The sequence below is a fragment of the Cellulosilyticum sp. genome, from assembly GCF_982396655.1.
In genome coordinates this window covers 48,870-64,349 of sequence record NZ_CEVXFV010000009.1, presented here as the reverse complement: position 1 = coordinate 64,349, position 15,480 = coordinate 48,870, and the positions used below count along the sequence as shown (strand labels likewise).

Below are 15,480 nucleotides of genomic sequence, written 5' to 3'. Positions count from 1 at the left end.
CCCTTTCTATAATACGTCTGCAAAATGTACTTTTAACCTTTTAAAAATAACTGCACCTATAGCAAATAATCCTAGTGCTACAATCCAGAAATAAATTGTCTGATTAAATCGATGCCAGAATCCTACATGATAAATAAGGGAATCTCTATACCCTTCTACTATGTAATACATTGGATTTAATTTCAAAATCCATTGATACTGTTCTGATACCATATCATATTTCCACATAATAGGTGTCATCCACATTCCTACTTGTAAAAATATATTAATGATTTGTCCTAAATCCTTAAAGAAAATTACAATGGCACATGTCGCATAAGAAATTCCTAATACAAATACAAACATACATACTGTATAATAAATAACCTGTATAGTATAAATATCAGGTTTATAACCATAAAGAATGAATAGGAATATTGTAAAACAGACAAAGAAGGCATGAACAAATAACGCTGATATAATCTTCACTATAGGTAATATACTAATTTTAAAAACTACCTTTTTTACTAAATAGCTATACTCCAGCATACTATTGGTTGCATTAGTAAGTGCATCTGAAAAGAAGAACCATGGAACAATACCCGTAACTAACCAGAGTACAAAAGGAAAGTTTCCTACATCCCCTGACCTAAACCCTACTTGAAATACGAACCAATAGACTAATACCGTAACAATTGGCTGTACGAATGCCCAAGTAATGCCTAAATATGATCCCGCATATTTGGTTTTAAAATCATTTTTTGCTAAATTCCATATAAGCGTTCTGCTTCTATATACTTCTCCACTTAATTCATTAATCATACGTCGCTTTTTATATACTATGAGCACTATTATATTAAATATTAGGAAAAGTATACCTTTGCACATCCAACTAATAAAATGATTTCCTTTTTCAATAATACTAGCTTGTATATCATTTAAATGAATAGTTATAAACGGGTCAATTCCTTGAGAAATAATAGAATATCCATCTTCGTCTTCTTGTAAAACACTGATATCATGCATTTCCTCTTTATTACTTGTACCGATTAGATCTGTAATATCTATCTTTTGATTGTAGTAACTTAGCTCTAATTGAGAGAGTTTTATATCTGCTGCTGTCTCACCTAAGTCTAATCTGATGTGTTGTACTGTCTTTGGTAAATGATAAGTCAGTGTAACTTCTTTATTTGCACTTTTATAGGATTGATCCTCCACATACTGTCCAAATACACCATCCTCACTGTAAAATAGTTGATATGTTGTTTCTTGATTAGCTGTGACTTTGTACTGTAACTTTAAATCCTGTCTGCCTTCAGGCATTGTGTAACACAATATAAGGAGATTAGCAATAATAATTGCTAATCCCATCAATATCCTTTTTATTAAAGGCTTTTTCATAATATCTGATCTCTCCCTTATCAATTTCCACATTAAATATGAGGGATTAATATTTCTATATGATATGCATTTATTTTTCTACCTCACTATACATCTCTTCATAGTATTTCATATAATCACCACTCACGATTTTATTCATCCATTCTTCATTAGCTAAATACCACTCAATTGTTTCTTTAATCCCTTGTTCAAATGTATAACTTGGGCTCCAGCCTAATTCTGTAGTGATTTTTGTATTATCAATAGCATATCTTCTATCATGTCCTGGTCTATCTTGAACATATTTAATAAGTTCTTCTGACTTCCCTAAGTTTGCAATAATCAGTTTAACGATCTCAATATTTGCCTTTTCATTATTGCCACCAATGTTATAGACTTCGCCAACTTTTCCTTTATGAAGCACTGTGCTGATACCTGTGCAGTGATCTTTTACATGGAGCCAATCGCGGATTTGCATGCCATCACCATATACTGGTAATTCCCTATTCTTAAGGCAGTTATTAATCATAAGTGGGATAAGCTTTTCTGGGAATTGGTATGGCCCATAGTTATTTGAACATCTTGTAATATTGATAGGCATACCAAATGTTTCATGATAAGCTCTTACGATAAGGTCTGCACCAGTTTTTGATACTGAGTATGGACTATTTGGTGCAAGTGGCGTTGTTTCTGTAAACATGCCTTCTTTGCCTAATGTACCATAAACTTCATCTGTTGATACTTGAAGATACTTCACGCCTTCTTTGAATAAACGGCAGTGTTTATCTTCAGGATTTACTTTCCAGTATTTTTTAGCTGTATCTAATAACGCTTGTGTCCCTAATATATTTGTACTAAGGAATAACTCTGGGTCTTCAATACTGCGGTCAACATGTGATTCTGCTGCAAAATTTACAACTGTATCAATGTTGTGTTCCTTGAAGATTGCATCTAAGATTTCACGGTCTCTAATATCACCTTTTACAAATGTATAATGAGGGTTATTTTCTACCTCTTTTAAGTTCTCTAAGTTTCCTGCATATGTAAGGCTATCGATATTAATAATGTTGTACTCATAAGTTTCTAACATATATTTTACAAAGTTACTTCCAATAAATCCTGCGCCACCTGTTACTAATATATTTTTCATGGTGTCCTCCTGTTTTTAAAATATTATTTTTACTACATCTTCTTTATTAATCTATCTTCTTATCTTGCTTCTTTTTCATTAGCGATTTGCATCATATATTGGCCATATTCTGTTTTAATCATAGGCTCTGCTAATCTCATAAGTTCTTCACTTGTAATCCAGCCTTGTCTATAAGCAATTTCTTCAATACATGCTACATAGAGAGATTGACGGTTTTGAATAGCTTGTACGAAACCTGCTGCTTCTGTTAATCCTTCACAAGTCCCTGTATCAAGCCATGCCATCCCACGGCCAAAGAGTTCTACCTTTAACTTATTCTTCTTAAGGTAAGCTTCATTAACTGCTGTGATTTCTAATTCACCTCTTGCTGATGGGGTAATAGTCTTAGCGATTTGTACGACTTCGTTATCATAGAAATAAAGTCCTGGTACTGCATAATGTGACTTAGGCTCTTTAGGCTTTTCTTCTATAGATAATACATTCCAATCTCTATCAAATTCTACAACACCAAAGGCATGTGGATTACTTACATAGTATCCAAAAATAACAGCTCCTTCTTGTAATTTAGCTGCATTTTGTAATGTTCCTGTAAAGCCTTTACCGTAGAAAATGTTATCTCCTAATACGAGAGCTACGCTATCATCTCCGATAAATCTCTCACCAATAATAAAGGCTTCCGCTAACCCATTCGGTGCTTCTTGAATTGCATATTCTATTTTCATCCCTAGCTGACTACCATCACCTAATAATTCTTCAAATACTGGTAAGTCCCTTGGTGTAGAAATAATAAGTACTTCATTAATCCCAGCTAACATTAATGTAGATAGTGGGTAGTAAATCATAGGTTTATCATAAATAGGTAAAATCTGTTTTGATACTGCTTTTGTAATGGGGTAAAGCCTCGTGCCTGAACCACCTGCTAGTATAATTCCCTTCATTATATATCTCACCTCGTAAGTTTATTTATCGTTGATAATTCAAAATTTCATACGTATATATATTATCACACCATGACTATTTATTCTATATTTTTATAATATAGGATATTTTTTCATATTTTCTTACTTTATTTACTTTTTATTCCTTTTATGTGCGTCACAGCCAAAAGTCTAGTATTTAATTTTAAAATTAAAAAAAGCTGTACTTACTAATCTCATCTTAGTAAATACAGCTCTTTTCATCTTATCTTTTTAATTTATTTATACAAAAGCTTATAGTATTCTTAATAAGCATTCCTTCTATATTAATATAGCTAGCAACATGCGACCATCTAAAGGGCACCTTCTTCACATGTTTTAATCCTTTAATGCCATTTATAATGCCTTCTTTATAAGCACATCCTAATCCTTTTTTCATGAAGAATAAATACTTCACCAAGTATCCAGCTATTAGAAACGGACTATTTAAAACAAGTTGTAAAAGTGGCATGTTTTTATAAGGTACATAGACATTATTTTGTGCTGCCAGCCTTACTTTAAATTCATTATATCGGCTTCCTGATGTGGCGCTTCCTATATGATAGATTTTTGCATCAGCACAATATCTATTTTTATAACCATATATTCTAGCACGATAAGAAATATCTACATCTTCCATATAAGCAAAGAAGGTTTCATCAAAATAACCTATCTCTTCAAATACTGCCTTGCGATATAATGCTGCACCCGCGCAGGCACTAAAAACGGCCCCCGATTTTGTATACTTAGCGGTAGATTCTCCATCCCCTCTTTTACGTGTCCAGCCCAGCAAAGTATATTCATCCCCCGCATCATCAATGAGGTCTGGGTGATGATATTGAATCATCTTACTACACACTGCAAAGGCTTTAGGATGATTTTCCATTTCTTTCAAGATTTCATCCAGGAAATCTGCTTCCATGATTGTGTCATTATTTAAAAGCAGTACGTACTTACCTTTTGCCAAATAAATCCCCTCATTAACAGCCCGACTAAATCCATAGTTTTGATTCAATCGTTTAAACTGAATATTTGGATATGCCTCTAACCACTCATAAGAACCATCTGTTGAGGCATTATCAATGATGATTAATTCAAAGTCTTGATAAGTTTGAGCATAGACCGAATCTAGGCACGGCTTTAAATACTTATTTCCATTGTAGTTTGGAATAACAATAGAGATCATCTTGTGCCTCCTTTAATGCGATTCTATAACTTCATAACCATTTGGATGCCCTTGATGCCACTTCCAAGCTGATGCAATAATTTGATTAACATCTGTAATTTGTGGTGTCCAATTTAATAAAGACTTAGCCTTATCTGAAGAAGCTATCAATTTAGCTGGATCTCCACTACGTCTAGGTTCAATCTTTGCTGGAATAGCATGGCCTGTAACCTTTCTTGCTGCTTCTATCATTTCTAATACTGAGTAGCCATTATTACTTCCTAGATTACAAATCTCACTTTTTCCACCTTTTAATAAATACTCTAAAGCTAAAATATGTGCATTGACTAAATCTGTCACATGAATGTAATCTCTGATACATGTGCCATCCACCGTTGGGTAGTCTGTTCCAAATATACTAATATACTCTCTTTTTCCTAATGGTACTTGTAAAATAAGTGGAATCAAATGTGTTTCTGGATTATGAGCTTCTCCGATTTGCCCACTTGCATCTGCACCGGCTACATTGAAGTATCTTAAACACATATAATTTAAGTCATGAGCCTTATTCGTCCACTTCATCATCTTTTCAATCGCTAACTTTGTTTCACCATAAGTATTGGTTGGCTCAGTCTTAACATCCTCTGTAATAGGCATTTCTTCTACTTCGCCATAAGTTGCTGCTGTTGATGAAAAAACAATATATTTTACATTGTTATTTAGCATTGTTTCTAATAAAACTTGTGTCCCATATACATTGTTATGATAATATTTTAATGGTTTCACCATAGATTCTCCTACAAGAGAATTAGCCGCAAAGTGAATTACACCATCTATTTTTTCTTTTTTAAAGACTTCATCTAAGGCCTCTTGATTTTTAATATCTACCTTATAAAAAGGAATTCCTTGTGGTACAGCTTGTCTGTAGCCTGTCTCTAAATTATCTACTACTACTACCTCGTAGTTATTTTCCATTAATTGTTTAACAGCATGTGAGCCAATATAGCCCGCACCACCTACGACTAAAATTTTCATTTCTTCTCCCTTATTTCTTATTCGTATTTACTCTATTAATATTAGCTAAATTCTTGTCCTATTTCTTTATACGCCTTTGCATCTTTATACTTATATACTCTTATAGACAGCTTCATATATACGTTGTGCTGCATTAGCATCCTTATATTCTAGATATTCATTTATAAAACCTTCATAGCTGTACTGTAAATAAACTTTATCTTGTATACATCTAATAAGTTCTTCCCTTTTTCTCACAATCACACCTGGCACATAATTGTTATAATCATAATAAAACCCTCTAATCTTATTGCCATATTCTGCTTGATCATATGCGTAAAAAATCATTGGTTTCTTTAAAATGGCATATTCAAAAATAATTGAAGAATAATCTGTCACTAATATATCAGCTACTAATAAAAGACGATTTAAATCATCATAATGAGATACATCCACAAGCTTACCTTCTTCTATTAGCTTATCATCCTGTATTGCCTTATAGCCTAACTTGTATTCCTGTACTGACCTATAGTTTTGTGCCACAAATGGATGAAACTTAGTCATAATCACATATTCCTCTGAGAGTACTTCTGCCACCTGAGTTAAATCCATATTGTCATTTGTAATTTCTAAATCATTATCTCTAAAGGTAGGTGCATATAAAATAAGCGTTTTTCCTTTAAGCTGCGGATAATCCTTATAAAAAGCATCCTTTTCCCTTTGAAGTACTGTTTCATCTTGAAATAAACTATCCATTCTCGGCAAACCCAAAGCATAAATTTTATCTTCCGCTACACCAAAGGCTTCCATATGCAGTTTATTCATTTTTTTAGAACTTGTAATCAAATGGGTATAATGGCTATTTGCCTTTTTTTCTAACTTCTTAAGTTGTCCTACATTACTCAGTTGTCCAAATTTCTTAAGTGTATTGCAACCATGCCAAAGTTGTACAATCTTTACCTGTTTCTTAAATCGCATAAATGCCATAGGTAAAAAGACATTATCTAAGAAAATAGCCTGAGAAGTTGCTAAATGAAAAGAGGATTTACATACAAATTCAACTTCTTTTATGAAAAGTCGCCAACCTTTTTCTTCTTTAAAGCCTTTCTTAGTAACGAACTTACAAAGCTCATGTGGTCTTTCAGCTTTAATTTTTTGATACATTCTCATAATATTACCATTAATACTTTCATCATGAGTCATAATAAACGTCGTTTTATTTTTATTAATAGGTAAGAGACGATACATATAAAACATCATGGCATAAAGCATATAAAGGATTTGTTTCATCTCTTCACCTACCCTCTTTTAATGATTTCCACAATGCGTTCTGCTGCATGTCCATCATCTACTAAACTATACTTCTCCCTAAAGGTCGCATACTTCACCTGATACTTTAACATCTCTTGATTTAAATCTTTAAGGCACGCTAGAAGTCCTTCACTATTTGCAACAATTGGTCCTGGTGCTTCCTCTATAATGTTAAAGTAAAACTCACGTATTTCACTTTGATAAACTTCCTTGTCATACATATAAAACACAATGGGTCTGTCTAAAATACTATAATCAAACATCACAGAAGAATAATCTGTAATGAGTGCATCCGCCACTAAATATAACTCTTGGATATCTTGTTTAATCTCACAAACACCTACGCAGTCTTCATAACCTTTTACATCAATTTGGTCTGCTATTAAATAATGTGGTTTTAATAATAAGTAATACTGATCACCAAGTTCTTTCTTAAAAGCTTCTAAATCAATAGGTAATATAAACTTATAACGTCCTAATGCATCATATTCATTATCACGCCAAGTTGGTGCATAAAGTAAAATTTGCTTATTCTTTGGCAGGCCAAGTTTTTCTTTAATCTGTTCTACTTTAACTTTATCCGAGTTAAAGAGTACATCATTTCTAGGATATCCAATTTGCAATACTTCTTTATGAAAATTAAAAGCTGATTTAAATATCTTAGTGGAATAGGCATTTTGAGAAATCAAATAATCCCATCTACTTGTATTTTGCTTAAAAATATTAATGTATTCTTCAATATCTTGATACCCCCCCATATTTACAAAGCTCATATCTAGGCCTAACTTCTTAAGGGGTGTCCCATGCCAAGTTTGAATATAAATATTACCCTTTTTCTTCTTTAAATACCTTGGTTGTCTTGAATCCATCACCCAAAACTTTGCAATGCTCATATAATAAAAATACTTTAATCGTTGTCTTTTCACTTTAATACATTTTCCTGGAATCTCTTCACTTGTATCTTCTAATATCCATACGCACTTATATTGTTGATCTAATTGTTCTGCCACCATTTTTTCATATATTGCCCTTGGATTTCCTGTGTAGTTACGTCCTACACTACTTTCAAAAAGAACCACCTTCTTATGAAGAGGGAGTATATAATAAAAAATATTATATACTCCTAATACTGCTTTCTTAATGCAATTTTTAACAGTCTGCTTCATCTTACATCTGATTAGGCTGAACATAGTTCGCCTTATTTAAATCACCCTTAATTTTAGTGGCAGATATTCCTTCTGTACGTGGTAAATAAACTACTTCACAGTATTCTTTTAAGAAGTCAAACTTTCCTTCCCAGTCATCTCCCATAACAAATACGTCTACATTATGCTTTTTGACATCCTCTATTTTTTGCTCCCAGCAGATTTCTGGAATCACTTCATCTACTACTGACATCGCTTCTAATATCTCTTTGCGATCTTCATAAGAAAAGTATGATTTTTTCCCCTTTATCGCATTAAATTCATCTGATGATATGGCTACGATTAAATAATCACCTAACGACTTTGCCCTTTTCAAGAGTCTAACATGCCCTTTATGCAATAAATCAAATGTCCCATATGTTAGTACTACTTTCATTTTGCCCTCCAAATTAACTATTCTTATTAACTCCATTTAATATTTTTTCTTCAGTAAGTTTAAATGCACGTTTATTATATTCTTCTATATCAAATGTATAGTCTGGTATTTGATTATTTATTAACTTTCTCATACCTTCTACTAATCCATCTACACTATTATCTACTAACTCCCCTAAGCCACCTTGTAATACATCCACATTAGCCTGAATATTAGTTGCAATAATTTTCTTCTTTAGTGCTAATGCCTCTAATAAAACCATAGGCTGCCCTTCACTATTTGATGATAATATGAATGCACTAGCTTGATTTAAAATATAAAACGGATTACTTAGCTGACCTGTTAATATTACTTGTTCTTGTAAATTTAGTTTTTTAATTTGATTTACAAGAGACTTGTATTCTACCCCATCTCCAACTATATAAAGTCTTATATTTGTGTATTCTTCACTAATTACTTTAAATGCATTAATTAATTTCTTATGATCTTTTTCAGGCGAAAGGCGACCTATTGTTACAATATTTATAAAGTCAGAAGATAAGTTTTCCATTATCTCAACTTTTTGTTTAACATTCTCATTAATATCACTCACTGCAATATATACCTTATCTTCCACTGTTACTCTCGTACACTTATCTTTGTTATTAAATATCTTCTCTATATCTAAGAGATTATTAATATAATCAAAATTATCTACATTGCAGAAAGATGATAAATTTGTTTTATTAAGTTCCATTGTAAGTTTTGACACCGATAAAACCTTATTAAATCTATCATATATTGAGAATATTAATTTTAAGTTATCTCTATGTTTAAGCTTACCTTGAATAACTTTATTGTACTCCGAAAGCATATCATTATGTTGATATATATATGATTGCTTAATAGACTTACAATGTGAAAAAATCAAACTCCAAAATGGCACATACCCACTATAGTCTATGGCTATATCAAATTTTAGATTTCCAAATATTCTTCTATATTCTCTTTCATAGAGTTTTTCTGGAAATACATTTTTTGAACTTTGCTTACTTAATCCCATCCTTAATATCCAACGATTTTGATAGGCCTCTATAAATTTATGATTAGTCTGTCCATTCCTGAACAGTAATTTTACATTAGGATTCAGTTGGACTAAGTTTTTCTCTCTAATATCATTTTTAGCATTAGATTCGATAATAGTTACAGTATACTTATCATAATCTATATAATTAAGTAAGTTAATTAACGATGTTGTAATTCCATTATTTAAGAAGCCTCCTGCATATATTAAAATATGCTTTTTGTTTTCTGCATAACAAGTAATTGGAGTTAGACTGCCCTCTGACTTAAAAATATAATCTACAATTCTTTTAGTATTATCACCTTTTAAGTTCTTACAGTATTTATTTTGATACTCACGATATATATCGCCATATCTTTGATTATAACTCTTCATTTCTTGAATCTCTTCAAGCACTTGATTAATATTACTACAAATTGGTCCTGGTAATTTCTCTTCTTCTACATTAATATAGCTTCCTACTTCTTCAAAGTATTTCTCTTTATCATGCATATAGTAAATAATTGGTCTTCCTGTTATTAGGAAGTCAAAAAATACACTTGAATAATCTGTTATTAATATATCAACTGTACTAAGCACCTCATTAATATCCATATAATCTGGTATTAGGTGAATATCTTGAAACTCTTCTTTACCTTTAATAAATTTATATTGTAATGTATGAACTTTAACAACTAGATCATATTCTTCTCCTATCTGTTCTTTCATTACTACTATATCTTGTACTAATTTTTCTATATTACGATCAACTTTGCCTACTAATCCTCTCCAAGTAGGTGCATATAGTACAATTTTTTTATTGGTATTCACACCAAATTCTTCTAGTTCTTTTTTCATTTTTTGTACATCTGTATTAATAATTGAATCCGTTCTTGGATATCCAATATAGGAATAGGTAAAACTTTGAAATTATCTCCATCTTTTCCCCTCCTCCACACCGTGCATGAGACTTTCACCTCACACGGCGTTCCATCAACAAAACTATTGTTGACTCGTGACTATCCCTTCATCTACTTTCATAGATTTCATCAGTACTGTGTCACTACTTTCACTAATATTAAGATAAGTTATAGTCTATACCTTTCCTTATCACCACTTCTTCAGAATTAAGTCCTCCATGTTATTAGCTTACCACGTTCCAATGGTTCTATCTGTACATATATCCTTAGGTAATCTCTATAAGCCTGTATGCTAAATACTGCCTATAACAGTATAAGGAATTTCATAATAGACACTTTTACTTTTCCTCACACACACCCTTTTCTCAGGGTACATACATTTCTATATGTTTGATATTTAGACTTGTACATTCGAGATTTTGTCAGTTTCCATTCTTACCATAGATATTTTATAGACTCCCGGTCTATCATACACTCGACTACCTCTAGTTCGCATTTCCTCAGCCTTACTGTTAGGGTGTACTCTCAACCGCCTTTACCGAGCTTATAACCATTCTATACTTAATTATATAATAGCTATTCGGAGTATCAGAGAAAGCCCTTCTAAGCGTTACCTTATCATTTGACCTTTCAAACCATTAGTTCTTAAATATTTATATATTTAGGCAGTACTTTTTATACTGCAACGTGTCGCACATCTATTATCTTTCCTGGATAAATATCCTGTAAATCATATGTTCGATTAAATATCTCTGTTGTATATCTATTTTGATGGATTAAGTAATCACTTGCTATAAAGTTTCTAACTAAATTACAAGAATAACTTTTTACTGCTGTCTTTACATCTTTACCAAGATGTTTAAGAGGGGTGCCATGCCATGTATTAATATATGTTTGTTCTTTTCTCTTCATAAAATATGGCGAAAATGATGTATTATTTATTAAGTACTTTGCTCTTGCTAAATATCTAATATATTCTCTTGAATGTACTATAACAAATTCTACATTACTATATTTCTCATAACCTCTCAGCATTTTTTCTTCTTTTTGTGTTACTGCCCATACATGCTTAAAATCCCTATACTTTATGTCATTTAGCATATACTTAAACATAGCAAAAGGACTATCACTTAATCCTTTTCCATGAAAAGATTCATACAGTATTACATCCTCATATACCGGCTTATTAAGCTCATTACTATATCTCACGCCACGTCTAAATTCACCACTTTTTACATAATCCTTAATTGGTCCCTTAGCAAATTTATACATACTTTTAATCCTTTTCATTTCTAACTCCTTCTATATTCAAACTAACATATTTCCTAATTATTTCTGACTATACTTCGCTAAAATCTCTTTAGGGTTACCAATCTCTTTGACCTGACCTTTTTCTAACCAAACGACCTTAGTACATATCTTTTTAATTAAGGAGTCTGAGTGAGATACAATCAGTACAGTGGTACCACCTTTTATCATCTCATTAATTCTAGCTTCACATTTTTCTCTAAACTTATAATCTCCCACCGATAATACTTCATCTACTATTAAAATATCAGGTTGCACAACAGTTGCTATGGCAAAACCAAGTCTTGCTTTCATCCCTGATGAGTAATTATTTACGGGATTGTAAATGAAGTCCCCAATATCTGCAAATGCTATAATCTCATCCATCTTTTCTTTGATAAACTTTTTGCTATATCCTAGTAGTAATCCATTTAAATAAATATTTTCTATACCTGAGAGTTCCCCATTAAATCCTGCTCCCAGCTCAATAAGTGGTGCCACTGAACCATGTTTAATCACCGTTCCTGTAGTTGGTTTAAGTACACCTGCTATGATTTTAAATAATGTACTTTTACCTGCACCATTAAGTCCTACTAAGCCTACTACCTCGCCCTTATAAACTTCAAAGTTTACATCTTGTAAGGCTTTAAATTCTTTATAGCTAATTTTCTTTTTAATACGTTGAATTAAGTAGTTCTTAATTGAACGTGTTTTATTATTCACAATTCTAAAGGTCATGCCTACATTTTCTACTTTAATTGCAATTTGTTTCTCCATATGCTTTCTCCTAACTATATATGAAGTATAAATTTATCTTGTACTTTATAAAATGTTACAAAACCAATAGCCATATAAACTACTGAATAAATAGCACAAGTTAAATGACTTTCTAGGCTTGGCACTGTATTGTACATGAGCACATCTCTAAACATATTTACTAATGTAAATAATGGATTGAGTTTAATAAAACCTACAAATTGCTCTGCAATAATATCTGCAGGATAGAATATTGGTGTCATATACATTAACATTAATAAAAGCACAGAATATAAATGTTTTATATCGCCAAAAAATACACGTATCGTACATAGTATAAGTCCAATGCCTAAACTAATCGCTAGTAAATAAATAAGTGGGAAAATTATTAGCACATTCACTTTATGGAATGGTACTTTTGTAATCAGCATGACAATTATTAATGGAATAAATGAAATGACAAATGTAATAAATGTAGAACATACTTTTGCTAATGGAAAGAAGTACTTAGGTACATAAATCTTTTTGATTAACTGTTTATTAGATAAGACTGCTTCCATCGCACCTGTTGTACTTTGTGAAAAGAAAGAATAAACCAATCTTCCTATTAACACGTAGACAGGGAAGTTTGGAATATCTCTTTTAAAAATTGCGCCAAATACAATAGTTAACACAATCATTGTGAGCAGCGGATCTAACATACTCCACAATATACCTAAAATAGAATTCTTATATTTCAGCTTAATATCTTTGATAATAAGTTCTATTAATAAATCTTTATACTTCAAGAAGTTCTTGATATTCTGTTTCATCTCTGAATGCTCCTTCTAGCCACCTATTTCCTTGCTTATGCATACTTATATTTGAAGAGGTATGCCTATGTTTACATATACCATGCAACTGTTTTCTTTAAACCTTCTTCAAAACTATGCTTAGGTATCCACCCTAACTGAGTTGTAATCTTAGTATTATCAATAGCATAACGTCTATCATGTCCAGGTCTATCTTTTACATATTCTATAAGTGATTCATCCTTATGAAGTAGTTTAAGTATCTCTTTAACGATTTCTATATTCTGACGTTCGTTATTCCCGCCGATATTATAAACTTCACCTACTTTACCCTTATGCATTACTTCAGCTATGGCACTACAGTGGTCTTCTACATATAACCAGTCTCTCACCTGCTTGCCATCGCCATATACAGGAATTTTTTGATTATTTTTACAGTTTGAGATAATAAGAGGCATCAATTTTTCATTATGCTGACATGGTCCATAATTATTTGAACATCTTGTAATATTCACTGGCATACCATAAGTTTCATAATATGCACGAACCATTAAGTCCGCACTTGCCTTAGAGGCTGAATATGGACTATTAGGTGCTAAAGGTGTCTCCTCTGTAAACATGCCTTCTGCCCCAAGCGTGCCATATACCTCATCCGTTGAAATCTGGATAAACTTCTTGTTTACTTTAAACAGCCTACAATATTTATCTTCTGGATTAACTTTCCAATGACGTTTCGCTGCTTCAAGTAATGTTTGTGTCCCCAGTATATTCGTCTTTAAAAATATAGCAGGGTCTTCTATACTGCGATCCACATGTGACTCTGCTGCAAAATTCACTACAACATCTATATCATACTTTTCAAAAAGGCTTTCTACTAATTCTCTATCTGTTATATCGCCTTTTATAAAAGTATATTTCGGCGCGTCTTGAACTTCCTTTAAGTTCTCTAAATTACCTGCATAAGTCAAACAATCTAAGTTAATAATATTATAATCGTAGTGCTGCTTCATGTATGTAATGAAGTTACTACCAATGAATCCGGCTCCACCAGTTACTAGTATATTTCTCATATTCTCCTCCTCTAGCTGCCTTATTTCTTGTTGTCTATGGAATATATATTTTTATATTGATATATTAACATCTTTCTATATAAATAATCCTTATATATAAATAATCCTTATATATAAATAATCTTTCTATATTAACTATCTTTCTATATTAAATATCTTTCTATATCATTTATACCTTTTATATAAGGCTTAATAAATATATGCCATACTCTGTCTTTTCTAGTTGTTTACCTAACGTTACTAACTGTTCCTTACTAATCCAGCCTTGTCTATAGGCAATTTCTTCAATACAAGCCACATAAAGCCCTTGTCGTTTCTGAATAGCCTGTACAAAGTTAGAGGCTTCAGCTAATCCTTCGCAAGTCCCTGTATCCAGCCACGCCATACCACGCCCAAAAAGCTTAACTTGTAATTTATTTTCTTTAAGATATGCTTTGTGTAAATCAGTAATCTCTAATTCACCCCTTGCAGAGGGTTTTACCTCTTTTGCCAAACGAATGACTTCATTATCGTAAAAATAAAGACCTGGTACAGCATATTGTGATTTTGGTTTTTCAGGTTTTTCTTCTATAGAAAGCACCTGACCTCTGTGATCAAATTCAACAACACCAAATGCTTCTGGTCTTTTTACATAATGACCAAATATAATGGCACCTTCCTTAAGTTGTACTGCTTCTTGAAGTATACCACTAAAGCCTTGTCCATAGAAGACATTGTCTCCTAATACTAACGCTACATGATCACTGCCAATAAAGCTTTCTCCAATAATGAATGCCTCCGCTAGCCCTCTTGGTGCTTCTTGAACAGCATATTCTATTTGCATCCCTAACTGACTGCCATCACCTAAAAGCTCTTGAAATACTGGTACATCCCTGCTAGTAGAAATAATTAATACTTCCCTAATTCCCGCTAACATTAATGTTGAAAGAGGATAATAAATCATTGGCTTATCATAAATCGGTAAAATTTGTTTTGATACCGCTTTTGTAATCGGATATAATCTGGTGCCTGAGCCACCAGCTAAAATAATTCCTTTCATGCCCTCTTTCTCTCCTTATTATTTATTCATAACCTCTCT

General features: G+C 32.1%; 14 protein-coding genes. All 14 read right to left on the bottom strand.

Features of this window, described 5'->3' with window-relative positions; all coding sequences use genetic code 11:
• Positions 1-6 precede the first annotated feature (6 nt).
• Complete coding sequence (locus tag AC1VAQ_RS05870; RefSeq protein WP_479903607.1) at positions 7-1,380, bottom strand: ABC transporter permease; 1,374 nt, start codon at positions 1,378-1,380, stop codon at positions 7-9.
• A 70-nt stretch (positions 1,381-1,450) separates the two neighbouring features.
• On the bottom strand, positions 1,451-2,509 hold the full coding sequence (rfbB, locus tag AC1VAQ_RS05865) for a dTDP-glucose 4,6-dehydratase (protein ID WP_479903606.1): 1,059 nt from the start codon (positions 2,507-2,509) through the stop codon (positions 1,451-1,453).
• Between the two features lie 59 nt (positions 2,510-2,568).
• Entirely contained in the window at positions 2,569-3,447 is an 879-nt protein-coding gene (rfbA, locus tag AC1VAQ_RS05860) for a glucose-1-phosphate thymidylyltransferase RfbA (RefSeq protein ID WP_479903605.1), read from the bottom strand.
• A gap of 244 nt (positions 3,448-3,691) precedes the next feature.
• Positions 3,692-4,651, bottom strand: a complete 960-nt coding sequence (locus tag AC1VAQ_RS05855; protein ID WP_479903604.1) for a glycosyltransferase family 2 protein — start codon at positions 4,649-4,651, stop codon at positions 3,692-3,694.
• A 12-nt stretch (positions 4,652-4,663) separates the two neighbouring features.
• Entirely contained in the window at positions 4,664-5,665 is a 1,002-nt protein-coding gene (gene galE / locus AC1VAQ_RS05850; RefSeq protein WP_479903603.1) for a UDP-glucose 4-epimerase GalE, read from the bottom strand.
• 90 nt (positions 5,666-5,755) lie between these two features.
• Entirely contained in the window at positions 5,756-6,934 is a 1,179-nt protein-coding gene (locus AC1VAQ_RS05845; RefSeq protein WP_479903602.1) for a CDP-glycerol glycerophosphotransferase family protein, read from the bottom strand.
• Between the two features lie 8 nt (positions 6,935-6,942).
• Positions 6,943-8,121, bottom strand: a complete 1,179-nt coding sequence (locus AC1VAQ_RS05840) for a CDP-glycerol glycerophosphotransferase family protein (RefSeq protein WP_479903601.1) — start codon at positions 8,119-8,121, stop codon at positions 6,943-6,945.
• 1 nt (position 8,122) lies between these two features.
• The gene (gene tagD / locus AC1VAQ_RS05835) at positions 8,123-8,536 is read right to left on the bottom strand and encodes a glycerol-3-phosphate cytidylyltransferase (RefSeq protein ID WP_479903600.1); all 414 of its coding nucleotides are present in this window, start codon (positions 8,534-8,536) and stop codon (positions 8,123-8,125) included.
• 13 nt (positions 8,537-8,549) lie between these two features.
• Complete coding sequence (locus AC1VAQ_RS05830) at positions 8,550-10,484, bottom strand: CDP-glycerol glycerophosphotransferase family protein (RefSeq protein WP_479903624.1); 1,935 nt, start codon at positions 10,482-10,484, stop codon at positions 8,550-8,552.
• 689 nt (positions 10,485-11,173) lie between these two features.
• The gene (locus AC1VAQ_RS05825) at positions 11,174-11,788 is read right to left on the bottom strand and encodes a CDP-glycerol glycerophosphotransferase family protein (protein ID WP_479903599.1); all 615 of its coding nucleotides are present in this window, start codon (positions 11,786-11,788) and stop codon (positions 11,174-11,176) included.
• Positions 11,789-11,827: 39 nt separating this feature from the next.
• Positions 11,828-12,562 carry an ABC transporter ATP-binding protein gene (locus AC1VAQ_RS05820; RefSeq protein WP_479903598.1) on the bottom strand — a complete coding sequence of 245 codons (735 nt, stop codon included), beginning with the start codon at positions 12,560-12,562 and terminating at the stop codon, positions 11,828-11,830.
• 14 nt (positions 12,563-12,576) lie between these two features.
• Positions 12,577-13,353 carry an ABC transporter permease gene (locus AC1VAQ_RS05815; RefSeq protein ID WP_479903597.1) on the bottom strand — a complete coding sequence of 259 codons (777 nt, stop codon included), beginning with the start codon at positions 13,351-13,353 and terminating at the stop codon, positions 12,577-12,579.
• Between the two features lie 71 nt (positions 13,354-13,424).
• Positions 13,425-14,402 carry a dTDP-glucose 4,6-dehydratase gene (gene rfbB, locus AC1VAQ_RS05810; RefSeq protein ID WP_479903596.1) on the bottom strand — a complete coding sequence of 326 codons (978 nt, stop codon included), beginning with the start codon at positions 14,400-14,402 and terminating at the stop codon, positions 13,425-13,427.
• Positions 14,403-14,580: 178 nt separating this feature from the next.
• Positions 14,581-15,441 (bottom strand): glucose-1-phosphate thymidylyltransferase RfbA, encoded by an 861-nt coding sequence (gene rfbA / locus AC1VAQ_RS05805; protein ID WP_479903595.1) that lies wholly within the window; start codon positions 15,439-15,441, stop codon positions 14,581-14,583.
• Positions 15,442-15,480 lie beyond the last annotated feature (39 nt).